Origin of the sequence: Synechococcus sp. OH2, assembly GCF_047462155.1 — a bacterium.
GTDB lineage: Bacteria > Cyanobacteriota > Cyanobacteriia > Thermostichales > Thermostichaceae > Thermostichus.
In genome coordinates, this window is the sequence record NZ_JANSIR010000019.1 from 13,469 (window position 1) to 39,262 (window position 25,794).

A 25,794-nucleotide genomic window follows, 5' to 3' on the forward strand; every position below is an offset into this window, starting at 1 on the left:
ACCCTTCTGTTCTCCGAAGTTCGATCCATCTCTGAAGTCTGAGCCGCCAGGGATCCCGGCCTAGTCCAGCTTTGGGTTGGGCCTTCTGAGCCGCCCTACATCCCTTCACAGGGTATTGCAGACCCGGCCCATTCTCCGCCGCCGGCGGATCCGCTGCACCAGCCACAGCCCCAGAAAGTAGCTAACGAGGGCGCCCCAAAACCCGACAAATGCACAGCCGACAAAGAGCGTACCCGAGACCTCCAGGCCCCACTGCATCCAGTTCTGGGCTACCAACAGTTCCGAAGTGGCAAAGGCTGTTCGGGATCCCAGTAGCCATTCTCCCACCCGGTAGTTAAACGCATAGATCGGCACATAGGTGAGGGGGTTGCTCACCCAGGTTCCTGCCGCCGCCACCAGCTTGTTGCCCCGCAAAGGAACGGCCAACAGCAGAGCCACCAGGGTTTGAAAGCCGAAGATGGGAAAACAACCCGCAAAAACTCCCGCCGCCAGGCCGCGGGCAATCTCCTTGGGAGAGGATTGCATTCGCAACAGGCGCAAATATAGGTAGCGCAGCCACCGCCTCCAGCCCAGATCCCGGCGGGGCAACGTCAGCGCAGGTTGAGACTCAAGATAGGGCACAGCGGATCCCGGCGAACCTGTGAACCAAGAAAATGGTCTCAGCCACGAGAGGGGGCTCATGATGGCGAGAGTAGAAACTGAGAAAAGGTGTTAAGCCGTGTAAATCCATTGTATCTTTCCTGCTGCCGAAGACAAAGGGTTACCGGCAGATCGGCGCCGAGGGATCGCCTCAGGGGGTGGCTAGCTGAGCTTGTCCACCAAGGCCAGCACGAAGTTGAGACTCAAGTAGGAAACCAGCGCCAGTAAGAACAGAAACAGTGCAACGCTCAGCACAGCTCGCAGAGATCCCGCTTGAACTTTGGGGGCGGGCTTTTCAGGCGGAGTTGTCATCCTCAAGTCCCAGAGAAGATCCTAGAAGACTCCAGTTCTAGGATCTCATCCTGGGGAGACGGGAGCCGGAAGATTGCCAAAAAGTTGCTCAGTACCTCAACTTTGGCCCCCCACCCGCTAACGGGGTTACGTTGGCGAGCTGTATGCCGAAAGGAACTTGCACCAATAGGCTGATAATTTGCCTCGCAGCTCGTTTTATTTTTTACCTTGCAAGACGGGAAGGCTTGCGCTGTACCTGCAAGGTCAGCGTCAAATAGTGGTTAGCGCGTGCCCAGCTCGGATCTGTGGCGGCAGGGAGGGACAGGATTGAGCTTGACCCCTGTACAACAACGGGTGAACTTGTTGCAAGGGAAAATCTGCCTCAACAGCGAGGCCGGCCACACTTGTTCTACCTCGCGGTTGCCCTAGGTTCTTTCTGTCTCCAGCCAACAGCAGTCGGCTCAACCTAGGGCCTAGGCGTCGGGGTGGCTGGCTGGGGAGAAGCAGAGGACTCCCTTTCTTCGATCACTTTTTGCAAGCGGGCCCGCACTCGCTGGTTCAGAACAGGATCTTCGTTGGCCAGGGTCATCAGCTCGCGATATTCGGCCACCGTCAGCCCCTGCTTCTCGACAATGCGGCTGGCTTGGGTTTCCGTGCGCTGCATAATCTGCTCGTACTCTTCTTCGTTCTGGGTCTCTCGCAACTGAGCGCTGGCTTCCCGGATCAAAGGATCCAATTCCAACAGAATCTGCACCAACTGCTCCACCTGAGCATCGGTAACTTGCTCTGGAGTTAGAGTTGGGGAAGCTTGCGCGCTGGGATCCCCCCCTGTAGCCGGAGAAGGAGTTGCAGCAGGACTGGGGAGCGAGGTTGCCTTCTGTGCCCAAAGCGGCGGGGATCCTAGAGTCAATCCCAGACTCACCAGCAACGCGAATTTCCTCATGCCCAAAACTCCCTAGACCTAGACTGAGACCGACCAAAACCCCCATGGCTCAGGTCATGCCTGAAGCCAGAGTAGCAAGAGGTCTGTCTGCCGTCTAAGGGTTTAACGCAGTATGGGAAACCTATCCTGGACATATTGTAGAAACAGAAAATTGGTTGTACAGTCGTAGTACTCTCTCCAAAGGCTGCTCGCCACGCGAGTATTCCCTTTGGTGGAGCTGCTCTAGGTTTGCGCAGTTGCCATTAACCAACCCTAATCCACACTAAGGGGGGTTGTCTGCATATGAGTTTAAGTATATGTCCCGTTGAGCATCCCTTTGGGCGATGCTAGCTTGGAAGCAAGATCCGAAGGGAGTCTCCTGCGCTGGCAGTTGACTTTCTTCGCAGGCCTCAGAGCTCATCGATAGCCTATTGCCTCTCCTGTCCTAACCTGCTCTTGGCTCGCTCCCTTGCTGAGCGAGGATGTTTATTTTTCAACTGAGTAGGCGGTTTCTCGGCAGAGTTCTTGGAGGGGCGACAGAGGTGAGTTGCCTCTCTTTTCTGTTCGTGGAGGAGGACGTCTGTTGTCTTTTGTTATCTCTGTAAAGGATGATAACAAAGGTCGGTAGAAGTTATTGATTTTCTTAAGTAGTACTGATATATTCTTTGCGGTTGTCTTGTAATCCTTCTACAGGAGGCTGACATTGGTCAGGAGAAGAAAGCGTAAGAGCCGCCGTCGTTTGGAGGGGCGCAAAATTTTAGATCATATTCCTCAATTTAAATTAGATAGCGGCGAAGAAAAGTCTGTAACCGCCGCTCGGAGGTATATACAGGAAAACTCTATTCAGCCGCCTGCGCTGATTCTGGTTCGGCGAAACGAGCACACGGTAGACCGATTTTTCTGGGCGGAGAAGGGACTGTTTGGTGCGCAATATGTCGAAGAAAATCACTTTCTCTTTCCCAGCTTACGGGCTTTGCTAGCGGAGGTGGGGGCTGAGAAGCCGGAGAAAAAATCTCCCAAGGCTTTGGCAACTGCCGCTCAATAGTTTCTATATAATCGTTCCCGGCCTCAGGAGCTGAAGAAACAGCCCCCCAGGGGCGTTTGTTGTTATCCTCGGCAAGAGAACCATCCAACCAACGGGATCCCTTTCCGTCTAGCATCTATCTAGCCCTTCACGGCCTATCTTCGACTTCTCGGAGAGGGGTTTGCGCGCTACCCTACAAGGGATCCCGTCGGGAGGTTCTGGATGAGCCGACTGCCGCAGACCACCGCCCATGTACAAATTACCCGCCGCTCCTGGCAGGAGGGCGCTATTGAAGGGGAAGTCAACGCCAACGGTTGGGTTTGGCGCTTTTGCTGGCGCTTTCGAGCTGGGGAGCTGAAGGTGGAACCCTCCGTAGGACGGGCCTTGATTTGCGAGCCCTTGAGCCGCTTTTTGGAAAAATCTGACTATCTGTTGGAACCCGGCAGCAACTACTCGTTTGTGATTCGCAGCCGTCTCTAACCGGCCATCCAGGGATCCCTAGGCATGGAGGAGCAGGGGGAGAGGTGGCCAGGGTGCCAAGAAAGCTCTCCTCCAAGGGTGATGCTAGCTACATCTGCGCTTCCAGCGAACAGGCTCTAATATTGGGATGGTTGTTCTAGGAGCTGCCTTCATGACCTCTTCCTCCCACCTGACGAGTGCAGAGCGGGCAGTGGGTTCTGCCAATGGCCGGAAGGAGGCCCCTCTACTGGCGGAACGGGATCCCTTGGCCTGTGCCCTCCCCACAGATGAAGTGCTTGACCGCAGGAACAACCTGTTGAATCGCCGCCTGCAACTGGTGGAAGAACTTTGGGAATCCGTAATCCTGCAGGAGTGCGGGCAGCCTTTGGTGGATCTGCTGCGGCGGCTACGCTCCATGTGTTCCCCTGAAGGGCAGGCCTTGGAGTACCCCATCCCGGAAGTACTACAAATTGTCGAGCATCTCAGCCTCGATGCAGCCATTCAAACGGCCCGCGCCTTCGCCTTGTTCTTTCAGTTGATCAACATCGTTGAACAGCATTACGAACGGGCAGAAGACTCAGATATGCGCATGGTGGACAGCCAGCAGCGCACCGTGCGGGAAAATGAAAAATTTGAACGTCTGTTCCCTTACCTGCGAGTTCAGGGGGTGCCGCCGGGACTGCTGCGCCGGCTGCTGGAGCGGCTGCACATCCGCCTGGTGTTCACCGCCCACCCCACCGAGATTGTCCGCCACACTATCCGCGAAAAGCAACGGGCCTTCTCCCGCCTGCTCAGCCAACTGGACTGGGCAGAGCAATCCCACCCTCTGCAGGCCCAGATGTTGAGAGAACAACTGGCGGAGGAAGTTCTGCTCTGGTGGCGCACCGACGAATTGCATCAGGCCAAGCCAACAGTACTCAACGAAGTCGATTACACCTTGCACTATTTTGAAGAGGTACTGTTTCAGGCTATCCCCCTGCTGCACGAATACCTCAGCCGCAGCCTGAAAAAGTCCTTTCCCAGCGTCGAGCCACCGCCAGCAGGATTTTGCAACTTCGGCTCGTGGGTAGGCGGGGATCGGGACGGCAACCCTTCCGTCACTGCCGACGTTACCTGGCAAACGGCCCGCTACCAGCGCAACCTAATTTTGGGCAAGTACATCGAGTCGGTAAAGGCGCTCACCAAAACCTTGAGCGTCTCTTTGCACTGGGGGGATGTGGACAGCCAGTTGCTGGATGCCCTTGAGCAGGATCGTCGCCTCATGCCGGAGGTTTACGAGTCCTTTTCGCTGCAATATCGCCAGGAGCCCTACCGGCTCAAGCTTAGCTACATCCAGCGGCGGCTGGAGCTGACGCGGGAGCGCAACCGCCATTTGGCCGACTCTGCTTGCCTGCCTGTCCCGCCCCCTCTGGACAACGCCTACGCCAATGCGGAAGAATTTCTGGCCGACTTGCAGCTTATTCAGAGCAGCTTGAAAAACAGTGGCCTCTCCTGCCGCCAGTTGGATCACCTCATTCACCAGGTGCAGGTCTTTGGCTTCCATCTGGCCCACCTGGATATCCGCCAAGACAGCAGCTACCACGAGGCCGCTCTCACCGAGATCTTCGAGTACCTGCGGATCTTGCCGCGGTCCTACAGCGAGATGACGGAGGAGGAAAAAACGGCTTTTCTCCTGCGGGAGCTGCAAACCCGCCGGCCCCTCATCCCTCTAGAAGCTCCCTTTTCCGATAAGGCGGCAGAGCTGATTGCCACCTTTCGCACCCTGCGCCGGCTGCAGCAGGAGTTTGGACCGGCCATGTGCCAAACCTATGTAATCAGCATGAGCCGCCAGCTGAGCGATCTGCTAGAGGTGCTGCTGCTGGCCAAGGAGGTGGGCCTTTATGATCCCATCAGCGGGCGGGGATCCCTGGCGGTGGTGCCGCTGTTTGAGACCGTTGAAGACCTCAAGCAGGCACCAGAGGTGCTGCGGCAGTTGTTGGAGATTCCTTTCTATCGCCAGTACTTGGCCCAGCAGGAAAACCTACAGGAGGTGATGCTGGGCTACTCGGATAGCAACAAGGATGCTGGCTTTCTAAGCAGCAACTGGGAGATCTACAAAGCCCAGCAGCGGCTGCAGGCAGTGGCCGAGTCCTATGGTGTGAAGTTGCAGATCTTCCATGGCCGGGGTGGCTCGGTGGGGCGCGGGGGAGGGCCAGCCTACGAGGCAATTTTGGCCCAGCCGGGACGCAGCGTGGGGGGCCGCATCAAGATTACTGAGCAGGGAGAGGTGTTGGCCTCCAAGTATTCTCTCCAGGATCTGGCCATTTTTAACCTGGAAACTGTTACCAGCGCCGTCATTCAGGCAAGCCTGCTGCGCACCTACCCCAATGACCTGCACGAGTGGTCGCGCCTGATGGAATCGCTGGCAGAGCGCTCTCGCCAGGTGTACCGCAACCTGGTCTATGAGCAGGAGGGCTTTGTGGAGTTTTTCCACGAGGTCACCCCCATTGAAGAAATTGGCCAACTGCAGATCAGCTCCCGCCCTGCCCGCCGCAGCGGCAACTCGAAAGATATCGGATCCCTGCGGGCCATTCCCTGGGTATTCAGTTGGACGCAAAGCCGTTTTCTCTTGCCCGCCTGGTATGGAGTGGGCACCGCTCTGGAGGAATACGCGGCTAAAGGCGAGCACAACCTCAACCACCTGCAGCATCTCTACCGCGAGTGGCCCTTCTTCCGCATGGTGATCTCCAAAGTGGAGATGACCCTGGCCAAGGCAGATTTGCAAATTGCCCGCCATTACGTGCGAGAGATGAGCTCCCCCGAGCGCCTGGCGCGGGCGATGGAGCTCTTCGAGTGCATTGCCCAAGAAATGTACCGCACCCGCGAGATGGTTTTGAAAATTACAGGGCACAAGGAGCTGTTGGAGAACGACCCCTACCTGAAGCGCTCGGTGCAACTGCGCAACCGTTCAATCGTGCCTCTCGGGTTTATTCAGGTCTCGCTCCTCAAGCGCCTGCGTGGTAAGCAAAAGTCCCACCTTCACAACACCCAGTACAACCGCGCCGAACTGCTGCGGGGAGCTCTGCTCACCATCAACGGCATCGCTGCTGGTATGCGCAACACAGGTTGAGGATCGATGGATAAGGACAGCTACAGCCCTCTCCAACCGGCTTAAGATCTCTCCGGGAGGAAAGCAGTTGGGAGTCGCCCTTAGGCTAGAACGGCTTGAGGGTGAGGTCAGAACAAATCATCTTCGTACTCGTCTGGCTCCGCCTCTTGCACTTCCACCGATTCTACCTCGACAACGCGGCGGGAGGGACGACGAGGTTTTTCATCGGCATAGCCCTCCTCCTGGTCTTGAGGCAGACGAGGGGGACGGCGGCGGGTGACTGTGCCCCGTTCTTCCTGCGCATCCTCGGGATAGTCCTCGGCAGCCGGGCGGCGAGGGGGAGCCTGCTCATCGTACTCGGCGTCTCGACGGGAGCGGGTCTCTGGCTCGTCGTAATACTCCTCCGCTTCCGGGCGACGGCGCGGGCGCACCCGGGTATCGCTGGTCAGTTGGGGCCGCGGGCGACGAGCTGGCTCCTCGCTACGTTCAGGAATGGAGCGACTGGCGGAGGAAGTGTCGCGAATGCGGGATCCGCTAGCCCCCGTGGAAACGCTGCGCGTCTTTGGATAGCCATCCGGTGGATAGGTGCGGGTGAAGCCCCGGTCCCGCACGACCGGACGAAGCCTGCCTACCTGCCGTACCTTTTCGTTCAGGCGGATCCGCAATCGGAAAGTTTCGAGGGCAAACCAGCCGGCCATCACCGCCAGCAGCACCTGGGCAAAAAACAGCAACGGGATCAGGCGCTGACCTTCCAAGAGCAGACAGACGGAATAGATCAGGCCCATCGTTGCGAAAATCACATCCGACTCTGCGGAGGCCTCGCGCTTGATAAAGCGAACGGCAAAGATGGCCCCACTAGCAATCGCCACCAGCGCTGCCATCAAAAAATAGGGGCTTTGGGTGAGAAACATGCCAGGGATCCCTAAACTGATGAAAACAGGAAGGCGTCAGGCCTTGCCCATTTCACAGCCGATCCTAACATCGATCCTCCCGGGGACAACCCTCCCGGTTTTAGGGCAGGATCCCTCAAAGGAAGGGGATCGGTGCTAGGATGGCCTGTACATTCCAGTAGGCTTCATGCTGTATCTGGCGCGGGTAGACAAGAAAAGTCTTTTTGGCCAGGCGGAGCTGCAGCTCTTGGCGCAGCAAGCCGAGGGTGGAGTTTGGACGCCGCTGCGCCAGCCGGAACGGGTTACCTCCAAGGAGGCAGCCTCCTACAACGTGGGGGTATTGCTGCTGGTTGAGCTTGCGGAAAATCGGCAGGTGCAGCGCGTGGAAGAGGCGGCGATGAAGTTGGTGGAGATGTTGCACAGCCTCTCGCAGGCCTGCAGCCTAGCCGACTTGGCGGAGATCGAAAGCTGGCGCCAATCTTTAACCCGGCAAAGCCAAGAGCTGAGTCGTCGCGAAGCCGAGGTGGCTGCCCGCCAAGAGCAACTGCAGCAGTGGGAGGCTCGCTTGCGGGAGAAGCTATCTTCCTAGACTGGGCTGAGATCGGGCCGTAGCTCGCGGGCACCTCGCAGATAGACGTGGTGCATCTCAGCTTGAGCCAGCGGGGTATTCAGTTGGATCAAAACGCGGATACAACGGGGCAGAGCGCCGTTGACGTCCATCTGTTGCACGTCCAACAGAGGCACCAACTCCCAGCCGGGGCGGCGGCGGGCAAATTGGGCGGGAAAGGCCGCGTTTAGATCGGGGGTGACCGAGAAAATGACGCTCACCAACTCCGCCGGATTGATGGCGTTACGATGTTCCAGGGCGTCCAGTAGCTCGTTCACCGCCACACCAATGGCCTCGGCAGTGTTGGCCGGAACGGTGATGGCCCCTCGGATTGCTCTGACCCGCCACCCCAATGGCTACACCCTCACGCGCTTGAGCTCGTCTTGCTCCCAGAGAATTATACAGACTTGTCTCGAAGGGATCCTATCCCGCTGCTGGATCGGGTTACGGGGCGCGCTGTAACAACTTCTCCAGGATCTGGTCGTGGCTGAGGCCGGAGTCCACCCAGGCCTCTCCTTCCTTGAGGCGGGCGGCAGCGGTCAAGATAAACAAGTTGCTCTTCGCTCCCAAAGCCTCGCTGGTGGTTTGCACACAGGCCAGATCCTGGCCAGTCAACTGGCTAAACCAGGTGGCCAACAGCCCTGCCTCCAAAAAGCCCATCGGGCGCTTGAAGTGAGGGGGTGTGGCAGCGGCAAAGGGAGAGTTGCGGATTGACACCACCAGCACCCCCTGATTTTTGTAAGTCCAGTCGATGTCGATCAGCCCCCAGCCGTGGGTTTTCCAGGCTTGTTTGAGATTTTGTAAAAAGAGCCCCATCTCCAGCTCGGACAAAGGCTTCTGGTAGTAGTCGGAGAGCTCCTGGGCAAAGCGGCGGAAAAACTCTTTGCCCCACATACGGCCACAGTTGCGCAATACCAGGCGGGCGGCTTGCCCTGTCTCATATTCCAAGCCAGTGTAGATGCCCCGTAGCAATGCTTCTGGAAGGGCCAAGAGCCGGTCACCGTGGCGACTTGCCAGCAAACCGGACTCCAGATCGCCTTGCAGATAGGCGCTGGGCGCGTAGTAGTTGCCCAAAACAGGCGTATAGGGGTCGAAGCTGGTGGAGCCATTGGGGATAGCGGTGGTGCCGGCCATATGTCAAAGATCCCTGGGCTATCAAGTAGGGCAGCGTAATTGGGAAACTCAGCAGAAGGGACCTCTACTCAGTTGATCTGAGTCCGTCCAAAGAGAGCAAAGCTGCTTGCGCCTGGGTAATCAAGGGGCGAATAAACTCTAGCTCTCCAGGGGCCAGATGATCCCTTAGCTCTTGCTGACAAATCCGATAAGCAACCTCGTAGGCGCTTTGCAGCTTGTACAGGCGCACCTCTTCCTCCATCCACTCGATCAGCCGCTCCTTCAACAGGTTCTCGTCCTGGAGCAACATGGCCAGGGCGCTGTAACGCAGCAACAGGAGCAGGTGCCGCTGGCAGAGATCCACCACCTGAGAGGAAAGGTTGGGCATCTCCTTTTGAAGGGTGTTTAGGGTGCGGCTTACCATCTGGCTCTCCCGCTCCCGTACGGCCCGGTACACGTGCAGCCTTTTGGGCCAGCCCAGTACATAGGCCTTGAGCTGCTCCAGTTGCTCCGGTGTGAGGTAGCGGGCCTCTGCCTCAATTAGCATCTGCTCCAGTGGGCTCACCATCTCACCTCTCCCAAGTGTTGGTCGGTGCTTAGCGGGTGTCGGAGTTCAGAACAGGCTGAATAAATCGGCCAAAGTGATCTGTTCCTCTTCAGCCTGCGGCGGCGCTGCCGCCAGGGATCCCATAGAACGGGCCGCCAAGGCCAGGGGATCCCCCGCCCAGGGGATGGAGCCGAAGTGCTCTTGCACTCGTACAAAAGGCATGGGCAGGGAGGGGTCTTGCAGAGGGCGGTTATCCCAATTCAGGCGGGCAAAAAAGCTCTGCACCGACTCTTCCAGAAAAACCTCTGCCGTCATGACTTGGTCACTCCTTGCCCAGAGCGCAGCTTTTGGGCAATTTCGCCGGCAGTGGCCCCTTCGTTGAGCCAAAAGGCAGCCGCATCGATGCGATCTTTACTACCCAGCAAAAACTTGCAGTAGCTTTCCCCCATGGAATAGCACTGGATCTCGATGCAGTTGAGCTGTCGTTCCACCATGGCGCTGAAAAACCCGGCAAATAGGCCGGCGTAGAGGTGGCAAACAGGTTTACCCACGTCCCCCAGGGTCCGGGCCACGGCGGAGTCGAACAGATTAATGAAAATAAATCCCTGCCGCCGGCCCTCAGTCTCCACCTCCCAGCGCCCCCAGCCTTGCGAGGTCAAAGGCCACCACCAGGTTTCCAAAAGAAACATCAGGTGGCTCTGCTTCGGCTTGCGCCGATACTCCTCCTCGAACCAGTGGGAGAAGTGGATGGCATCGTTGCGCCCCCACTCGCGGCCAATGGTGTACATCAACGAGGCGGAGGCATCCCCCACTTCTTCTTCTAAGCCCTGCTGTAGGCCTAGGATAAAATCCTCGCTCACCAAGACATTGCGGGTGCCCGTCCAGTCCACCAGGGATCCCTGGGCAAGGTCGAAGCGAAAAAAGTCTTCGCGGCTGTAGTGATTGTGCCGTTGGGCAACAGGCTGCAGGCTCAGCTCGATGAGACCCGTTGTCATAGCAGTGGGGAGGGTGGTAGTTTTTTTCTTGTACAGTACACTTCTAGCTGAATCATAACCTCTTCGCCGCGGGCTTTGGCCACAGCCGTCGATGGGTGCAACAGAGAGAGCGCCACCGCCAGGAAGCAGATGTGACGAAGAGGCTGCAGGGGTTTGGGCTTAGGCGGGGGGCCTGACTTTGACAAAGGCGATGGCCGAGCGCCACAGCAGCGATTCTTGTCCCTCTGCGTCTGCCAAACAGAGGCAGTCGGGATCCTGCCAGCGCAACTGGCCGACGAAGACATCTCCTGTGTTGAGCTTAACTTCCAAGATTTCCCGCTCCCGGATCACCTTCTGCAGGCGGCGCACACTTGGGATCCCAGTGTTGAACTCGGTCACGGCAGCCCTCTTGGCCAGCGAAAGGACAGCAAGCGCACTGCTCTCAGTATAGGGGATCCCTGCTGGCCCGCACCTTGGCTGGACAATCTCCATAGCCGGGATCCAAAAACACTCTTACCCCCTGACCCACTTTTTCTTTCGGCGGGTACTATGTAGGGGGGATGGCGCTTGGAAAAGACGGTAAGTCTTGTTGACCTGCCGTATTTTTTAAGCGAATCTACGGGTGTTCTCCCCGAAAAAAGTTAGCAGAATAGGGCTGGGGCGACAGAAAGTGCGCTTGTCGCCCTGGGGAAGGCAAATCCCAGCTTGGGATCCTTGTTGCCTGCTGTTTTGCTACCGAATTGTTTGTCTTTTTCAACCATCATCTGTGCAGGAGAGATCGTTATGGCAGTCGAGAAAGTGAACTCTTCTTCGAGCTTGGCCGAAGTGATCGACCGCATTTTGGACAAAGGGATCGTGGTCGATGCCTGGGTGCGGGTTTCTTTGGTGGGGATCGAGCTGTTGGCCATTGAGGCGCGCGTCGTTGTGGCTTCGGTGGAAACCTATCTGAAATACGCCGAGGCTGTGGGCCTGACGGCTACCGCTGCTGCCCCTGCCGTCTAAATCTGCCCCAATCACTCGATCCCCTTGCCTTCAACACCGCGGGGGTCGAAGGGTTGGGTCGTCGAGAAGGCGAGGCAGGGATCTGCTGTCGATCTCTGCCTTGTTTCCTTAGCTTCGGCTTGGGGATCGAGTTGGGCGGTGGTGTTGAGCTACAGGCCGTGCTGGTGGAGAGCGAGTTGGGAAAAAGCGGAGAACTGCATTCGCCCAGGCATTGAGAAGGACGTAGGGGGATTGCACACCATGAGTTTGCAGGAACAGTGGGCCGCGGCCCGTAGCCGGCGGGCGGCTCAAAATCAAAGTTTGTTGAGCGGATCCCGGCAGCAGCGACTGGAGCAGCACCGCGCTCTGATGGCCGAGCTGAGACAACGTTGCCAGGAACGACAAGAGGCAATACGGCAGCAGAGGGAACAAAGTCGCAGCCAACTGCGCAACCTGGAGCAGAGCCGGGTGGCGCAGCGGGCCTTGGACGAGCATTCTCGCCTGGAGGCTGTGGCCCAGCGGGCCAAAGCAGTGGCGGAGCTTCTCTCTCGCATGGCCCAAGAACGAGCCGCCCAATCGCAGGCCCAACAGCAGGAGCTGCGGACTTTTCGGGCCGACTTGGCTGCGACGGTGGAGAGCCTGCTGAGCACCTGTGCCCAGGCGCGGCAGGCCATGGCTAACCAAACCCGACAAGTGCGGCAGGCGTTCTGTGCCGAATTGCGGCAGCGGGTACAAGCTTTGCAGCAACTGGCGCGGCAGGAGCTGGCTCAGATTGCTCAAGAACAGCGGGCAGAGGCCGAGGCTTTGCGGCAGGCTTTGGCGGCTTTCCGCAGGGCGTTGCACGAGCAGATGTGGGGGAATGGGATCCCAGGGGATCAGGCCATTGTCCCAGATCTTGAGGAATCTGAAGAGGGTGATAAGCCGCCTGAGAGCTCGGTCAAAGCTACAGCAACGGTTTCGTCTGAGGTTACCCAACCAGAGCTTGGAGTTCCAGTCTCAGACAACACAGCCCCTCCTCCCCCTTCTGGGGCACCCCCTGAACCCTCCCCAGCTCCGCCTGCTTCGGCGCAGGAGGAAAGTTCGGATCGCATCATGGCCTACGTCTGCAAGTATGTAGAGGCTTTGCAAGCGCAGAATCCTAACCTAACCTTGCTGCAGGTGATCGGGGATCGGGAGCTGCTGCGGGATCTGCTGGCCCGGGTTGCGGTGGATCTGGGGGTGGATCCCGCGGAAATCTTGGCCACCTTGCGGCGTATGGTGTCAGCGACGGTTGTGGTCTGAGCCCAGCGCAATCCCTAGGAGCGCAAGAAAACCGTTGCGGCTATAGTCAAGGCAAGAGCGTCACGGCAATTGAGAGTTGGGTATTGCTATGGCCACGGTTCTGCAGGCGCGTCCCCGCCAATTTGTGAACACTCCTTACATCGAGCGGATTACCCGCCGCGCTTTGCGCTATCTGCAGTCGGGTTTTGCGGTGCATCTGCGGGGGCCTTCGGGCACGGGCAAGACTACCCTGGCGATGCATTTGGCCAGCCTGCTGGGCCGCCCCATCATGCTGATCTACGGCGATGATCGCTTTGATTCTTCCGACCTGATCGGCGGGCGCACCGGCTTTACCCATCGGCGGGTGGTGGATAATTTCATCCACTCGGTGGTGAAAATGGAAGAAGACGTGCGGCAGCGCTGGGTGGATGCCCGCCTCACCTTGGCCTGCCGCGAGGGCTTTACCCTCATCTACGACGAGTTCAACCGCTCCCGTCCTGAGGCCAACAACGCCCTCCTGAGCGCTTTGGAAGAGAGGCTGCTGGTGTTGCCGCCAGATAGCAACCGCTCCGAATATCTGCGGGTGCATCCCCAGTTCCGGGCCATCTTCACCTCTAACCCAGAGGAATACACCGGGGTTCACAAGGCCCAAGATGCGCTGCTGGATCGGATGATCACCATCGATATGGGGGAACCGGACATCGAGACCGAAAAAGAGATCCTCACTGCCCGCATTGGTCTATCTGCCCCCGATGCCCTCAAGATCGTGCACATTGTGCGGGCTTTTCGCCGCAAGCTGGATTTGACCCGCCACCCTAGCCTGCGCAGTTGTCTGATGATCGGGCGCATCGTCAAGGAGCACGAGCTGGCGGTGAGCAAAGACAATGCCGACTTTCGCGCTTTGTGTGCCGACGTGCTGTTGCCCCGGGCCGGCAAGCGCTACGAGGAAGGAGCCCAGGTGCTCAACTATTTGCTGGATCAACTGCCCGGCTGATATTTGTTTGTATGCTTTCGCAAACTTTGGAGGGGAATTCCCTGTGCCTATTACCTCTCAATCTCTGGCCACGGCAACGCATGGCTCCTCTCTGGCCGATGTCTTGGAGCGGGTTTTGGATAAGGGCATTGTCATCGCCGGGGATATCACCGTTTCGGTGGGCAATGTGGAGCTGCTCAATGTCCGCATTCGGCTGCTGATCTCTTCGGTGGACAAGGCCAAGGAGATTGGGATCAACTGGTGGGAATCGGATCCCTATCTCAGCAGCCAGGCGCGGGAGCTGCTGGAAACCAACCGCCAGTTGCTGCAGCGGGTCAGCGAGTTGGAAAAGCAACTGGCCCAAGCTTTGCCCAAGGGAGGCAATGGTAAGGAGTGAACAACTCCCGACACCCATCTTCGTTAAGTCAACACAACATGGCTGACGCCACGCTGCGCGCACCGATAGCGTACGGGCTTCCCGCTTCCCAGACTTGTTGGTACAGAGGTCTCAGCGTGCGGCCACCCTGCAACCCACGGCGGGAAACTCTCCAGAGATTTAACTTGTGCTCCCCACTTGTAGCACGAACGGCTTTCATCCCGACACTGATTGGCTCTTCACCCATACAGTGCGGGGCTTCGCGCCGATTAAGCTAACACACTGCCCCACCAGCGGGGCCAGGGATCCCAGGCTAGACTGGCAGGTGGGGTGGTTTGATTGAGGTGACGCGCATGGCGGTTGGGATCGACCTTGAGCAGAGAAACAGGTGCCAGCTAAGGGGGCTGGCCTGGGCGGTGGGGGTGGCGCTGCTGCTGGCGATCCCCAGCCTGGCCTGGGGGCAAAGCCCGCGTGCCATCAGCATTAGCGCCGATGTCCAGGAGGCCAATGCCAACAGGGGGGTGTTTGTAGCCACCGGCAACGTCACCCTCAGCTTCCCTGCCGAGCGCCTCACGGCCCGCGCCCAGAGAGCAGTGTACTACAGCCAGGAGCAGCGAATCGAGCTGGAGGGCCAGGTTACCATCCGCCAAGGGGAAAATCAGTTGCAAGCAGAAAAGGTCATCTATCACATCGAAAAAGGCACCATCCAGGCCGTGCCAGCAGCAGGAGGCCAGGTGGAGTCCGTTTATGTGCTACCGGAACCAACTGCAAGCCCCTAGCTAAGGCTTAGATCCAGATCCTGCTGAGAGAAGTGCTCCTCCGCTGTCGGCTTCTGGAAGAAACGCCCACGAAAGGATTCGAACCTCCGACCCCTGGGACCGGAACCCAGTGCTCTAGTCCGCTGAGCTACGTGGGCAGTGCATAGTCCCTATCCTACCCTCCAATTTCGCCTGCCTGCAAGTCTCGCAGGGGAGCAAAGCTACGGCGGTGCTGGGGGCTCGGCCCCAAGCGCTGCAGCGCCAATCGGTGCTCCTGGGTGCCATAGCCGACGTTGGTGCGCCAGCCGTAGCCGGGGTACTGTTGATCCCAGCTCTGCATCAGGGTATCCCGCCAGACTTTGGCCACGATAGAAGCGGCGGCGATGGAGAGGCTGAGCTGATCCCCCTTGATCAGCGCCGTCTGCCGGGATCCCAGCTCTGCCAACGGCAACCCATCCAGCAGGATGTGCTCCACTTCCCCCACCTGCGCCAGCGCCCGTTGCATGGCCAGCAGCGTGGCCTGGCGAATGTTGAGCCGGTCGATCTCGGCAGCAGAGGCACTGCCAATGCCTACGGCCAGGGCTACTTGGGCAATCCGCTCCGCCCAGTAGGCACGCTGCGGCGGGCGCAGTTGTTTGCAGTCCTTCACCCCTGACAGCGCCTCCGGCTCCAGATGGGCCGGCAAAATCACCGCTGCTGCCACCACCGGCCCGGCCAGAGCCCCTCGCCCCACCTCATCCACCCCCGCCACGCGCTGCATCCCTCGTTGCCACAGGGATCCCTCCCACCTCAGGCTGGGTTGCGCTGCCTTGTCCATACCCCAAGCTCTGGAGTCAACGATACTCTAGACTGAGCCAACTGACCAACGGCGGGGTTTGCTCCCGGGCTCAACGGGCTGGCTAGCTGCTGCGGGAGCGCCGTCGTCTGGAGGCTGCCGGAGATTGCTGAGACGGGTCGATGACTACCTCCTGGGGCGTCACCGTTGCCGCCGGCTCCGCCATTGATGACAGAGGCGGAGTTTCCGACTCGGGGAGCTCTGGTGGGGGAAGAGTATTCACCGGCTCCTGCTCCGGCAAAGCGGCGGCTTCAGGGGGAAACCTCTCCGCCGTGCCGTTGCCAGAAGTTGCACCGGCCTCCGCCTCTTCCGGGCTGGCCATCTTTACAGTGCCCGGCAGGGCCACCATCACCACTGTGTCGCGGCCTGAGGGCGGTGGCTGATCCAGGAGCAACAGCGGCGACAGCCCTAACTCTGAGTAGACCCGCTGTTGCAAGGGGGTCATCTCCACAGTAATGGCTTGCCGGGCTGGACGGCTTTCTGGGAACTCCACCCCACCGGCGCGAGCGGATCGCCCAGAGGCGGACTGGTCTTTGCGGGAACCCTGCTCTTCCGCATCTTCTCCCCAGTCAGGACGCCGGGATTCTTTGCGCTTCTGCTCCGCTCCGCCCCCTGCCGGCGGCAAGAGATCTTCCCCCGGCGGCTCCAGGCTGCCCCCTTCTGCCCCAATGTCCCCGCTCCGGGAAACTGGGCGCTGGCCTACGCGGGGATCCACCCACTCGTCGCGGGGGCGTTTGCGCCCCACCTCAATCCGTGGTTCCTCCAGATCCGGTCGCTGTTCTGGGGTGGGACGGGAGCGGCGCAAGGAGACACGGCCTTCGGTTCGCGACACCCCATCGCTCCCCAGCCGCAGACGCGTCCGCTGCGAGTCGCCCTCCTGGAGCAGGCTTGGGCTGGAACCGTCCTCTTCGCCCTCCTCCCCCTCAGTAGGCAACGTTACCGGCAGGCCACTTTCGACCGTCAACAGCCGTCCTGGCTCAGCTCCTGGCAGGCGGGCCAGGATCCCTAGCCCCTCACAAGTAGGACAAGAGTGGCCGAAGATCTCGTAAAGACTTTGCCCCTGCCGTTTGCGGGTGAGCTCCACCAGCCCCAATTCCGACAACTGAACCACCTGAGGGCGGGCTTTGTCGTGGGCGAGGGCCTTGTTGAAGTGCTCCAAAACCAGCAACTGGTCGCGGCGGGAATCCATGTCGATGAAATCCACCACGATCACGCCGGCAATGTTGCGCAGCCTCAGTTGACGAGCAATCTCGGTGGCCGCCTCACAGTTTGTCCACAGCACTGTCTCGCGAGAGGTGGCCGATTGGGTGAAAGAGCCGGAGTTGACATCGATCACCGTCAGGGCTTCGGTGGGCTCGATGACGATGTAGCCACCGGAGGGGAGATCCACCCGCGGTCGCAGCGCCTGCCGGATGACTGCATTGACCCGGAAATACTCCAGGATGGGGGTGGGATCACGGTGGGCATCGACCACGACGCCGGGCGGCATCTGGCCCTTGTTCCAACCTTGCAGATAGCTGCGCACCCGCTTTGCGCCAGCAACAGAGTCGGTAACGATGCGGTTTACATCCTCCGAGTAAACGTCCCGCAGCACCCGCTGGATAAAATCGTCGTCTCGGCTGAGCAGCCCTGGCCCTCGTGCCGCCTGATACTGCTGTTGAATATCCTCCCAGAGCTTTTTCAATTGCTCCAGGTCTTCGATCATCGCCTCTTCAGATACCCCCTCGGCCTCGGTGCGCACCAACAGACCCATCTGCGGGGGTTTGATCAAAATGGCCAGCGACTTCAGGCGATTGCGTTCTTCCCGATCCTCAATGCGGCGGGACAGATGAACCCCTTTGCCGTAGGGTCGCAGCACCAAGTACCGCCCTGGAAAGGCCAGATCGCCGGTGAGGCGTGGCCCTTTGTTGCCGGTGGGCTCCTTCATCACCTGCACCAGCACCTTCTGCTGGGGCAGAACCAGCTCGGAGATGGAGGCATGGTTGCGCTTAAGGCGCAGCGGGCCTAGGTCGCTGACGTGAATAAAGCCGTTGCGTTCGCCGGAGCCGATGTTGACAAAGGCAGCGTCGATGCTGGGCAGGACGTTCTCGATGATCCCGACGTAGACATCTCCCACCTGGTGGGTGCCACTAGCAACGATCAGCTCTTGCACTTGGTCTTCAGCGAAGACAGCAGCGACGCGATGTTGCTCGTCAATGACAATCTGCCTGGGCATTAACCTTCCTCCCCGCCCCCAGGGCCTGCGGTTGTGGATTGAACCCTCCTTGCGGCGAGGTGCTGTTCTTTTGTCGGGATCCGCTCAATTAGCCAAAATCGATTCATCATGGGGCTGTCCATTACCCTAAGCTCTACTTTGACGGAGGATGACCGATTTGCTGGGCTTCCACTCCACCATCGATGAGGTGAATCCAAGCTCATCGCATCCTTAGGATTGGGTGGGATTTGCATGGGGATTCATGGATAGGCTCGGGAGGCAAGATGACACCACTCCGCCTCAGGCACCCCAGAAGAAATTAGATGATGGTTTGTGGCAGAAGCCCAATTGTGCCAGCCTAGATCCACAGAAAGACAGAGTTTGCACGCAGAAAGAAACACCTTCTCAGGTGAAAATAGAATGCTAGAGACAGGCCAAAGGGGCACACCTCTCTGTACCACCTATCAACTGGGCCCTGTTGCGCCCGTTACCTGACCTGGGTACTGAGTTAGAATTGACACTCCCTCCGCCTGAAGGTGGGGGATTCTTACGTAGTCCACAGACGAACTCGTAAAGGCGTTGTCAAGCCGCCTCTAGACAGTTCCTTGGGGCAAAGTTCCAAGGTTCTGCTCACTTTTCTGCTCGCGTAGCGGGACAGAGTCCTTTCAGGTTGGCTGAGACGTTGGCATCCCCTAGGCGCTTGCCACCGCCCGGTTTTCTCACCGTGATTAGGTGCTCGCCTGGAAACAGTACGCCTCATTACTAAGTATACTAACTCTATAAGCACCATTGGCGAGCAACCAGAGTTGCCCAGGGTCTCTTCGGCTCCACCTTAGAGTAAAAGTATGGGGCTGCCAAGTTATCTTTCTGTGTCTCCATTTCAGAAGATGCCTGCCCTGCCTTTGGCCAGGTTGATCCTGGCAAGCCCTGCAGCGGCAGAAGCCAGCAATAGAAATAGCGCCTGTCGGATCCCTCAGCCCAGACAGGGACGGGAAGCAGCCCTGGTCTCCTTTTTGTCCGGTTGATCCTGGGGCCGCTCCTCAGTTGGGATCGGAGGTGCCGTTGTCCCAGAGCAGTCGCAGCCGCTTGGCCATCTGTAGCGTCCAGCGGGGCAGGCCCAAGGCCTCGGCCATTTGCAGCAGTTGGGCGGGCCGCAGGTAAGCGCCGTCGTTGCGGCAACTGCCGCGGTAGAAGAGGCAGGCACTGCCGTCAGGGGCTAAGCCCTGGAACTCTAGGTAGTAAAGCAGGGGACGGGCATTGAAGAGGGAAGCTTTGCCCGCCTTGGAAGATTTCTCAATCCAAATTTCCCGCGCATCCAGGATCTGGGTAACCCAGGCAGGCCAATTGGCAGTAGGCGACTCGCAGCTAACAGTGAGCTGATACTCGGCGGCATAGACGGCTTCGGTGGCTGAGGGATCCCGCAGGCCAATCTCTTGAATGGCCTGGATGGAGATTTCGGGGGGCAGTTGCTCGGCAAGCAGGGCGCGCAGCTCCTCCGGGGCAAAGGGAGCCCCAGGGCGGGCCAGGAGTTCCAGATCGAGGATCTCCCCATAGCCTTCCTGGCCGATGGGCAGGGCGTTGGCGTTGGCCAGGCGGGGCATGGGGTGATAGCCGCCGCTAAAGGCCAAGGGCAAGCCGGCGCGCCGACACGCCCGTTCCCACAGCCGCATCAGATCCAGGTGGCCCAGCCAGCGCAGATCCCCGGTTTTGCCGTAGGTGATGCGGAAGCGCTGGGCGGGCGGCTCTGGCTCGAGAGGATCCGGGGTGGGGGTGGGCCGGCTTTGCAGGGGCGGGACGGGCGGGGGCGGGATAACGATGTTGTGGCCAAAGCCGGGGCCGCAGATGCCGCAGGCGGAGCACTTCTCAAAGGAACAATCTTCCACCGTGATGGCTTCCAGGGCGCGGTGGTAGTCTTTCTGCAGCCATTTTTTGTCGATGCCGGTATCGATGTGATCCCAGGGCAAGGGATCCTCCAAACCCAGCTCGCGCATGGGGAGATGGGCGCAAAGGGCAACCGGGTCGGCGCTGGGATCCACGGCTTCGCCACCATAGGCCTTCACCCAGGCGGCATAGGCGGCGTCGATGTTTTCCCACCAGGCGTCCAGGCCGGCGCCGGCCCGCCAGGCCTGCTCGATCATGCGGCCCAGGGAGCGATCCCCTTTGCCGATAAAGTCCTCCAGGATGCTGAAGCGGATATCGGTGAAGTGGGCCTTGACCCTCCGCAGCCGTCGCAGTTCCTTTTGCAGCAGGCCCTGCTTGCGCTGCACGTCGGCGTAGTCTACCCGATGCCACTGGAAGGGCGTGTGGGGTTTGGGGACAAAGTTGGAGACCGTGAGGGTAAACTCCACCTTCTTGTGACCCAAGGCTGCACACTCTCGCTGCAGCATTTCGACAGTGCGGGCAATCCCAATGACATCGGCGTCGGTCTCGCCGGGCAGGCCAATCATGAAATAAAGCTTAATTTTGTCCCAGCCCTCCTGGACGGCGGTGCGGATGCCACGGATGAGGTCGGCATCGCTCAGGCCCTTGTTGATGATGTCCCGCAGCCGTTGCGTGCCCGCCTCTGGGGCAAAGGTCAGACCGGAGCGGCGGGATCCCTTCATGATGGCGGCAATTTGCCCATCGAAGCGATCCACCCGTTGGCTGGGCAGCGAGAGCGCAACCTGCTGGCCAAGGAGACGGTTGTGCAGCTCGGCCCCCACCGCCGGCAGGGAAAGGTAGTCGGAGCAACTGAGGGAGGAGAGGGAAAATTCGTTGTAGCCGGTTTTGCGCAGGCCCTGCACCACCGCTTCCACTACTGCTTCCGGCTCCACATCGCGGGCTGGACGGGTGAGCATGCCCGGCTGGCAAAAGCGACAGCCGCGGGTACAGCCCCGCCGCACTTCCATCACCAGGCGGTCGTGCACCGTTGCCACCAGCGGCACTAGGCCAATGGAGTACTGCGGTTGGGGCAGCGCTACGCGGCGGCGAATACGCTCCGGCACGCCGGGCACGATGGGTCGGGGCGGGATCCCCTCGTAGAACTGGGGCACGTACACCCCCGGCACCTGAGCCAATTCCAAGAGCACTTCTCGGCGGGGCTTGTGCAGGGATCCGGCCAAGACCTGGCCGATCTCCGGCAGTACCTCTTCCCCATCCCCAAAGACGAAGAAGTCAAAAAAGTCGGCAAAGGGCTCTGGGTTGGAGGTGGCGGTCGGCCCACCGGCAAAGATCAGGGGACACTCTTGCGGGGTGAAGGCTTGCCGTTCCCACCATTTGAGCGGGATCCCGGCCAGATCCAGCATCTCTAAGATGTTGGTGCCCCCCAGCTCGTAGGCCAGGCTGAAGCCGATAATGTGGAAAGCGCGCAAGGGGCGGCGCGATTCTACGGCAAACAGCGGGATCCGCAACTGCCGCATCCGGGCCGCCAAATCCGGGCCTGGCAGATAGGTGCGGTCGCACAACTGATCCGGCTGGGCGTTGAGGATGTTGTAGAGAATGATGTGGCCCAGGTTGGAAGCCCCCACCTCGTACAGCTCTGGGTAACTCAGCACCCAACGCACCCGCGCCGAGTCCCAGGGGCGGTGGGCGGCGCCGAATTCTTTCCCCAAGTAGCGGGCTGGCCGCTGGATCTCAGGCGTGAGCAGGCGATCCAGATCGATGGGGCCTAGATGGGCTTGCGTGGCAGCCGGAGAGAGCATGGGGATCCGAGCAAGAAGTGAACGCAGCTACTGATCTGACTCTAGCCGAACTTTCCCGGCAGCCCAAACCCAGGGCGGATAGAACAGCGAAACTCTTTCTCAACCCCATCTCCCCTCTCCTTTTGGGAGAGGGGTTGGGGGTGAGGGCGCACATCACTTCGGCAACCGCTGCAAGGCCAGCGCCAACTGTTCGTACTCAGCCAAATGGTTGTAAACCTGGGCCGAGATGCGCACCCAAAGCTGGCCGGCAAAGGGAATGATGGGAACTTCGATGCGGTGCATCTGCCAGAGGTAGTCGTGCAGGCGGCGGGCCCGCTCCGCCAAGGGCAGCTCCGGGATCCACTGTTGCCAGAAGGGTGGCAAGGGCAGGGTCGCCATGAAGCCCAACATCTTCTCAGGGGCGGGTGGGATCCCTTCCAGTTTTTCCAAGAGCAACTGCCGCGCCTGCAGCAGCAGCGTGTGGTTGTACCGGCGCAGCCTCTCCACCCCCAGCTCCCGGATGAAGGCCAGGGCTGCCGAGATGGCCAGCCAAGCGCTGGGATCGCGGGTGCCCACCCAGTCGAACTCGGCTGTGAACCCTTGCCCATAGCCGTGGGAGATGGCCAGGGGATGGGTTTGGGCCTGGCGGTGGGGGGCTACCCACAGAAAGGCACAGCCTTTGGGGGCAAACAGCCACTTGTGGGCGTTGCCGGTGTACCAATCGGCTCCTAGGCTTTCCAACTCCAGCGGGAGAACCCCCGGCGCATGAGCCCCGTCCACCAAGACCGGGATCCCGTGCTGCCGACAGAGGCCAACAAGCTCCGCCAAGGGGTAGATCAGGGCCGTGGGCGAGGTGAGGTGATCCAACACCGCCAGCCGAGTCTGGGGGGTGAGAATGGCTGCAAATGCTGCCAGAACCTGCTCCGGCCCCGCAATGGGGAAGGGGATCTGCGCTTCCGCCAGCACGGCCCCCCAGCGTTCACAGACATAGCGCAACGCCTGGCGGACAGCCCCGTAGCCATGGTTGGTACAGGCAATCTGATCCCCTGGCCGAAACGACAGCGAGCGCAACACCGTGTTGATGCCGCCAGTGGCATTTTCCACAAACACGAGATTTTCCGGTTCGGCCCCGACAAACTGGGCCAGCTCTGCCGCCGCCGCCCGCAAAGCCCGCGGCAGCTCTTCCCCCATAAACTGCACCGGCTGGGCCTCTAGGCGTTCTTGCCAAGCACTTTGGGCCTGCAACACCTTTTTCGGGGTCGCACCGAAAGAGCCGTGATTCAAAAAAATGGCCTGGGGATCCAGCCCCCACAACGAGCGGTCGCAAAGCGGTGCCTCGGCACTGGCAGCCGCTTCCAAGCAGCAGGGATCCGATCTGGCACTTGAGGAAAAAGACATGGCTGAGCCGCCTGGGTTACAAAAATCTGGGATCCGCGTCCAAGCAGCTTGCCCGGAAACTTAAAAGTGTCAAAGCTAGATGGACAGGGCTGCGGTCAGACCATCGGATTGGAGGAGAGTTCTTTAGCTTCATTGGCGGGAAGCCCCGCACTGTATGGGTGAATTGTGTTGACTCAAGAGCCAATCAGTGTCGGGATAAAAGCCGTTCATGTTAGAAGTGAGGCGAACAAATTAAATCTCTGGAGAGTTTCCCGCCGTGGGTCACACGGTGGCAGCACGCTGAGACCTCTGTACCAACAAGTCTGGGAAGCGGGAAGGCCGTACGCTATCGGTGCGCGCAGCGTGGCGTCAGCCATGTTGTGTTTGCTCAACGAAGATGAGTGTCGGGAGTCGTTCACTGCGGCTGCGAGCATTTTATCAAGGCTGCGGCAGGCTTGTATCTTGGGGGAGCGACAGGTTAAGTTTGTTGAAGGACTTTTAATAACCGGGTGTTCCTCTTCTCTATGAACAAGCCTCTATCCCCCCAGCGCTGGCTAATTGCCTTCGTGCTGGGCTTTTGTCTCTGGCAGGGATCCGGCCTGGTGCTGCAGCCACCACCTGCCTACGCCGCTCTGGCCTCTGCCCTCACCTACGACCGCTTCTTGCGCTACGTCGAGGAGGGGCGAGTTACCGATGTGCGCCTCCTCGATAACAACCTGGTAGCCGAAGTTACGGCTGTCGACCCCCAAACGCAGCGTTCTACCCGCTACCGGGTTAACCTGCTGCCCAACACTGTGCCGCAACTGGTGGACCGCCTCACCGAGCAGGGGATCGAGGTGGCCGTAGTGCCTACCCGCGATGGCAGCGCCTTCTGGGCGATCTTGGGCAACCTGGTCATCCCGGTGCTGCTGCTGGGGGGGTTGTTCTTGTTCCTGCGCCGCGCGGGCGGAGCAGCAGGCGGCCCTGGACAAGCGATGAACTTCGGCAAGTCGCGGGCCCGTTTCCAGATGGAAGCCAAAACCGGCGTCAAGTTCGACGATGTAGCCGGGATCGAGGAGGCCAAAGAAGAGCTGCAAGAGGTGGTTACCTTCCTGAAGAAGCCGGAGCGCTTCACTGCCGTAGGGGCCAAGATCCCCAAAGGCGTGCTGTTGGTGGGGCCGCCTGGGACGGGTAAGACCCTCCTGGCCAAAGCCATTGCCGGTGAGGCGGGAGTGCCCTTTTTCAGCCTCTCCGGCTCCGAGTTCGTGGAGATGTTCGTTGGCGTAGGAGCCTCACGAGTGCGGGATCTCTTCAAGAAGGCCAAGGAGAATGCTCCCTGCATCGTCTTCATCGACGAGATCGACGCCGTGGGTCGGCAGCGGGGGGCTGGCATCGGCGGCGGCAACGATGAGCGCGAGCAAACCCTAAACCAGTTGCTGACGGAAATGGATGGGTTTGAAGGCAACTCGGGCGTAATTGTTATTGCTGCAACCAACCGCCCGGATGTGCTGGATGCGGCGCTCCTACGGCCAGGGCGCTTCGATCGCCAGATTACGGTGGATCGGCCCAGCTTCAAGGGGCGTTACGAGATCTTGCGCGTCCATGCCCGCAACAAGAAGCTGGCGGAGGAGGTCAGCCTGGAAGCCATTGCCCGCCGCACTCCTGGCTTTGCCGGCGCCGATCTGGCCAACCTGCTCAACGAGGCGGCCATCCTGGCGGCTCGCCGTCAGCACAAGGCCATCACCAACCAGGACATCGACGACGCCATCGATCGCATCACCATTGGCCTGACCAAGCCGCCGTTGTTGGACGGGAAGAGCAAGCGCCTGATCGCCTACCACGAGTGCGGCCACGCCCTGCTCATGACCCTCTTGCCCCACGCGGATCCCTTGAACAAGGTGACCATTATCCCCCGTTCCGGGGGTGCCGGCGGCTTTGCCCAGCAACTGCCCAACGAGGAGCAGATCGACTCCGGCATGTACAGCCGCGCCTGGCTCTTGGATCGGGTGGTGGTCGGTTTTGGTGGTCGGGCAGCTGAGGAGATTGTCTTCGGCTACTCGGAAGTGACGACGGGGGCTAGCAACGACCTGCAGCAAAACACCAACCTGGTGCGGCAGATGGTGACCCGCTTTGGGATGTCCGAGTTGGGGCCGCTGATGTGGGATCCGCCCAACAACGAAGTCTTTTTGGGCGGTGGCTGGATGAACCGCGTCGAGTACTCCGAAGATGTGGCCGCCAAGATCGACCGACAAGTGCGGCAAATCCTGGAGAGCTGCTACCAGAAAGCCAAGCAAATCTTGCTGGAGCACCGTGCTCTGCTGGATCGCCTGGCCGACACCTTGGTGGAACGGGAAACCCTAGATGGGGACGAGTTTCGGGCCATTGTGGCAGAATATGTGCCCATCCCGGAGAAGATCGGGTTGCCCAGCCCGAAGACTGCCTAGGGATCCCCTCCCATTGCTGGATTGATTAGCTTAGGAGGGTGGTTGTTGGGGTTGGCGCCCGGCAACTGTCCTCTCCTTTTGCGGCTGTCGTCAACTGTTGACACTCCCCCCGACTAAAGTCGGGGGATTCTTACACAGTCCACAGACGGACTCGCAAAGGCGCTGTCAAGACGCCCCTAGACAGTCCCTTGAGACAAAGCCCTAAGGTTCTGCTTACAGCCCGTTAATTTAAAATAGGGTACAGGTATTCAAGAGGAAGGAGAGAAAGAGAGGCCAACCCATTCTTTGGATTTATGGCAAAGAGTTGTAGCAGCTTATCAGGTAGGTAAGACCTTTATCCGCTAGGTAGCCGAACAGTTCGTGGTGACCAAAAGAACAGTACACCGCTGGGTGCGACAGTACCA

General features: G+C 59.6%; 24 protein-coding genes and 1 tRNA gene. 10 read left to right on the forward strand and 15 right to left on the reverse strand.

Annotated elements, in window-relative coordinates; all coding sequences use genetic code 11:
* Positions 1-105 precede the first annotated feature (105 nt).
* The 3 genes from NW835_RS01465 to NW835_RS01475 form a co-directional block, all read right to left on the reverse strand.
* Positions 106-621 (reverse strand): DUF2062 domain-containing protein, encoded by a 516-nt coding sequence (locus tag NW835_RS01465; protein WP_414414330.1) that lies wholly within the window; start codon positions 619-621, stop codon positions 106-108.
* Between the two features lie 180 nt (positions 622-801).
* Positions 802-951 carry a hypothetical protein gene (locus NW835_RS01470; RefSeq protein ID WP_414364307.1) on the reverse strand — a complete coding sequence of 50 codons (150 nt, stop codon included), beginning with the start codon at positions 949-951 and terminating at the stop codon, positions 802-804.
* A gap of 445 nt (positions 952-1,396) precedes the next feature.
* Positions 1,397-1,873 carry a DUF4168 domain-containing protein gene (locus tag NW835_RS01475; protein ID WP_414371314.1) on the reverse strand — a complete coding sequence of 159 codons (477 nt, stop codon included), beginning with the start codon at positions 1,871-1,873 and terminating at the stop codon, positions 1,397-1,399.
* A 682-nt stretch (positions 1,874-2,555) separates the two neighbouring features.
* Between NW835_RS01475 and NW835_RS01480 the strand changes: the two genes are divergently transcribed.
* The 3 genes from NW835_RS01480 (at position 2,556) to ppc (ending at position 6,444) form a co-directional block, all read left to right on the forward strand.
* Positions 2,556-2,897 carry a DUF3155 domain-containing protein gene (locus NW835_RS01480; protein WP_414414331.1) on the forward strand — a complete coding sequence of 114 codons (342 nt, stop codon included), beginning with the start codon at positions 2,556-2,558 and terminating at the stop codon, positions 2,895-2,897.
* A gap of 201 nt (positions 2,898-3,098) precedes the next feature.
* Positions 3,099-3,356, forward strand: coding sequence for a DUF3146 family protein (locus NW835_RS01485; RefSeq protein WP_414371317.1), 258 nt, complete (start codon positions 3,099-3,101; stop codon positions 3,354-3,356).
* 151 nt (positions 3,357-3,507) lie between these two features.
* Positions 3,508-6,444, forward strand: a complete 2,937-nt coding sequence (ppc, locus tag NW835_RS01490) for a phosphoenolpyruvate carboxylase (protein ID WP_414414332.1) — start codon at positions 3,508-3,510, stop codon at positions 6,442-6,444.
* 107 nt (positions 6,445-6,551) lie between these two features.
* Here ppc and NW835_RS01495 read toward each other — a convergent pair whose 3' ends face one another.
* On the reverse strand, positions 6,552-7,334 hold the full coding sequence (locus tag NW835_RS01495) for a Ycf66 family protein (protein WP_414414333.1): 783 nt from the start codon (positions 7,332-7,334) through the stop codon (positions 6,552-6,554).
* A gap of 166 nt (positions 7,335-7,500) precedes the next feature.
* On the opposite strand from NW835_RS01495, the gene NW835_RS01500 reads away from it, so the two are divergent.
* A complete protein-coding gene (locus NW835_RS01500; RefSeq protein WP_414364316.1) occupies positions 7,501-7,902 on the forward strand; it encodes a hypothetical protein in 402 nt (133 codons plus the stop codon).
* On the opposite strand, the gene aroH is transcribed toward NW835_RS01500, so the two are convergent.
* The 6 genes from aroH to NW835_RS01530 all read right to left on the reverse strand — a co-directional run bounded on the left by aroH (position 7,899) and on the right by NW835_RS01530 (position 10,953).
* Positions 7,899-8,273 carry a chorismate mutase gene (gene aroH / locus NW835_RS01505; protein ID WP_414414334.1) on the reverse strand — a complete coding sequence of 125 codons (375 nt, stop codon included), beginning with the start codon at positions 8,271-8,273 and terminating at the stop codon, positions 7,899-7,901. The genes NW835_RS01500 and aroH overlap by 4 nt on opposite strands.
* Positions 8,274-8,364: 91 nt before the next feature.
* Positions 8,365-9,054, reverse strand: coding sequence for a V4R domain-containing protein (locus tag NW835_RS01510; protein ID WP_414371323.1), 690 nt, complete (start codon positions 9,052-9,054; stop codon positions 8,365-8,367).
* A 64-nt stretch (positions 9,055-9,118) separates the two neighbouring features.
* Positions 9,119-9,601: a hypothetical protein gene (locus NW835_RS01515; RefSeq protein ID WP_414364319.1), complete on the reverse strand. Its 483-nt coding sequence runs from the start codon at positions 9,599-9,601 to the stop codon at positions 9,119-9,121.
* A gap of 45 nt (positions 9,602-9,646) precedes the next feature.
* Complete coding sequence (locus tag NW835_RS01520; RefSeq protein ID WP_414364320.1) at positions 9,647-9,895, reverse strand: hypothetical protein; 249 nt, start codon at positions 9,893-9,895, stop codon at positions 9,647-9,649.
* Positions 9,892-10,575: a V4R domain-containing protein gene (locus tag NW835_RS01525; RefSeq protein ID WP_414414335.1), complete on the reverse strand. Its 684-nt coding sequence runs from the start codon at positions 10,573-10,575 to the stop codon at positions 9,892-9,894. The genes NW835_RS01520 and NW835_RS01525 overlap by 4 nt, the downstream gene beginning before the upstream one ends.
* A gap of 159 nt (positions 10,576-10,734) precedes the next feature.
* Positions 10,735-10,953: an Hfq-related RNA-binding protein gene (locus tag NW835_RS01530; RefSeq protein ID WP_414364323.1), complete on the reverse strand. Its 219-nt coding sequence runs from the start codon at positions 10,951-10,953 to the stop codon at positions 10,735-10,737.
* A gap of 384 nt (positions 10,954-11,337) precedes the next feature.
* On the opposite strand from NW835_RS01530, the gene gvpA reads away from it, so the two are divergent.
* The 5 genes from gvpA (at position 11,338) to NW835_RS01555 (ending at position 14,923) form a co-directional block, all read left to right on the forward strand.
* Complete coding sequence (gene gvpA / locus NW835_RS01535) at positions 11,338-11,556, forward strand: gas vesicle structural protein GvpA (RefSeq protein ID WP_011429717.1); 219 nt, start codon at positions 11,338-11,340, stop codon at positions 11,554-11,556.
* A 240-nt stretch (positions 11,557-11,796) separates the two neighbouring features.
* Positions 11,797-12,816, forward strand: a complete 1,020-nt coding sequence (gene gvpC / locus NW835_RS01540; RefSeq protein ID WP_414414336.1) for a gas vesicle protein GvpC — start codon at positions 11,797-11,799, stop codon at positions 12,814-12,816.
* Positions 12,817-12,904: 88 nt separating this feature from the next.
* Positions 12,905-13,789 (forward strand): gas vesicle protein GvpN, encoded by an 885-nt coding sequence (gene gvpN / locus NW835_RS01545; protein WP_414385979.1) that lies wholly within the window; start codon positions 12,905-12,907, stop codon positions 13,787-13,789.
* A gap of 43 nt (positions 13,790-13,832) precedes the next feature.
* Complete coding sequence (locus NW835_RS01550; RefSeq protein ID WP_414414337.1) at positions 13,833-14,165, forward strand: gas vesicle protein; 333 nt, start codon at positions 13,833-13,835, stop codon at positions 14,163-14,165.
* A gap of 332 nt (positions 14,166-14,497) precedes the next feature.
* The gene (locus NW835_RS01555; protein ID WP_414414338.1) at positions 14,498-14,923 is read left to right on the forward strand and encodes an LptA/OstA family protein; all 426 of its coding nucleotides are present in this window, start codon (positions 14,498-14,500) and stop codon (positions 14,921-14,923) included.
* A 63-nt stretch (positions 14,924-14,986) separates the two neighbouring features.
* Here the strand turns inward: NW835_RS01555 and NW835_RS01560 are convergent.
* The 5 genes from NW835_RS01560 to NW835_RS01580 form a co-directional block, all read right to left on the reverse strand.
* A tRNA-Arg gene (locus tag NW835_RS01560) sits at positions 14,987-15,060 on the reverse strand.
* A 17-nt stretch (positions 15,061-15,077) separates the two neighbouring features.
* Positions 15,078-15,719 carry a ribonuclease HII gene (locus tag NW835_RS01565; protein ID WP_414371337.1) on the reverse strand — a complete coding sequence of 214 codons (642 nt, stop codon included), beginning with the start codon at positions 15,717-15,719 and terminating at the stop codon, positions 15,078-15,080.
* Positions 15,720-15,801: 82 nt separating this feature from the next.
* On the reverse strand, positions 15,802-17,952 hold the full coding sequence (locus NW835_RS01570; protein WP_414364331.1) for an Rne/Rng family ribonuclease: 2,151 nt from the start codon (positions 17,950-17,952) through the stop codon (positions 15,802-15,804).
* A gap of 1,019 nt (positions 17,953-18,971) precedes the next feature.
* Positions 18,972-21,611, reverse strand: a complete 2,640-nt coding sequence (locus NW835_RS01575; protein ID WP_414414339.1) for a TIGR03960 family B12-binding radical SAM protein — start codon at positions 21,609-21,611, stop codon at positions 18,972-18,974.
* A gap of 153 nt (positions 21,612-21,764) precedes the next feature.
* Positions 21,765-22,988 (reverse strand): aminotransferase class V-fold PLP-dependent enzyme, encoded by a 1,224-nt coding sequence (locus tag NW835_RS01580; protein ID WP_414414340.1) that lies wholly within the window; start codon positions 22,986-22,988, stop codon positions 21,765-21,767.
* Positions 22,989-23,491: 503 nt separating this feature from the next.
* On the opposite strand from NW835_RS01580, the gene ftsH reads away from it, so the two are divergent.
* The gene (ftsH, locus tag NW835_RS01585; RefSeq protein ID WP_414364337.1) at positions 23,492-25,390 is read left to right on the forward strand and encodes an ATP-dependent zinc metalloprotease FtsH; all 1,899 of its coding nucleotides are present in this window, start codon (positions 23,492-23,494) and stop codon (positions 25,388-25,390) included.
* Positions 25,391-25,794 lie beyond the last annotated feature (404 nt).

Bases quoted from the DNA above. Each gene is read 5' to 3' on its own strand.
- NW835_RS01470 (WP_414364307.1), bottom strand. From the start codon at position 951: ATGACAACTCCGCCTGAAAAGCCCGCCCCCAAAGTTCAAGCGGGATCT.
- NW835_RS01475 (WP_414371314.1), bottom strand. From the start codon at position 1,873: ATGAGGAAATTCGCGTTGCTGGTGAGTCTGGGATTGACTCTAGGATCC.
- NW835_RS01485 (WP_414371317.1), top strand. From the start codon at position 3,099: ATGAGCCGACTGCCGCAGACCACCGCCCATGTACAAATTACCCGCCGC.
- ppc (WP_414414332.1), top strand. From the start codon at position 3,508: ATGACCTCTTCCTCCCACCTGACGAGTGCAGAGCGGGCAGTGGGTTCT.
- NW835_RS01495 (WP_414414333.1), bottom strand. From the start codon at position 7,334: ATGTTTCTCACCCAAAGCCCCTATTTTTTGATGGCAGCGCTGGTGGCG.
- NW835_RS01500 (WP_414364316.1), top strand. From the start codon at position 7,501: ATGCTGTATCTGGCGCGGGTAGACAAGAAAAGTCTTTTTGGCCAGGCG.
- NW835_RS01510 (WP_414371323.1), bottom strand. From the start codon at position 9,054: ATGGCCGGCACCACCGCTATCCCCAATGGCTCCACCAGCTTCGACCCC.
- NW835_RS01515 (WP_414364319.1), bottom strand. From the start codon at position 9,601: ATGGTGAGCCCACTGGAGCAGATGCTAATTGAGGCAGAGGCCCGCTAC.
- NW835_RS01520 (WP_414364320.1), bottom strand. From the start codon at position 9,895: ATGACGGCAGAGGTTTTTCTGGAAGAGTCGGTGCAGAGCTTTTTTGCC.
- NW835_RS01525 (WP_414414335.1), bottom strand. From the start codon at position 10,575: ATGACAACGGGTCTCATCGAGCTGAGCCTGCAGCCTGTTGCCCAACGG.
- gvpA (WP_011429717.1), top strand. From the start codon at position 11,338: ATGGCAGTCGAGAAAGTGAACTCTTCTTCGAGCTTGGCCGAAGTGATC.
- gvpC (WP_414414336.1), top strand. From the start codon at position 11,797: ATGAGTTTGCAGGAACAGTGGGCCGCGGCCCGTAGCCGGCGGGCGGCT.
- gvpN (WP_414385979.1), top strand. From the start codon at position 12,905: ATGGCCACGGTTCTGCAGGCGCGTCCCCGCCAATTTGTGAACACTCCT.
- NW835_RS01555 (WP_414414338.1), top strand. From the start codon at position 14,498: ATGGCGGTTGGGATCGACCTTGAGCAGAGAAACAGGTGCCAGCTAAGG.
- NW835_RS01565 (WP_414371337.1), bottom strand. From the start codon at position 15,719: ATGGACAAGGCAGCGCAACCCAGCCTGAGGTGGGAGGGATCCCTGTGG.
- NW835_RS01570 (WP_414364331.1), bottom strand. From the start codon at position 17,952: ATGCCCAGGCAGATTGTCATTGACGAGCAACATCGCGTCGCTGCTGTC.
- NW835_RS01575 (WP_414414339.1), bottom strand. From the start codon at position 21,611: ATGCTCTCTCCGGCTGCCACGCAAGCCCATCTAGGCCCCATCGATCTG.
- NW835_RS01580 (WP_414414340.1), bottom strand. From the start codon at position 22,988: ATGTCTTTTTCCTCAAGTGCCAGATCGGATCCCTGCTGCTTGGAAGCG.
- ftsH (WP_414364337.1), top strand. From the start codon at position 23,492: ATGAACAAGCCTCTATCCCCCCAGCGCTGGCTAATTGCCTTCGTGCTG.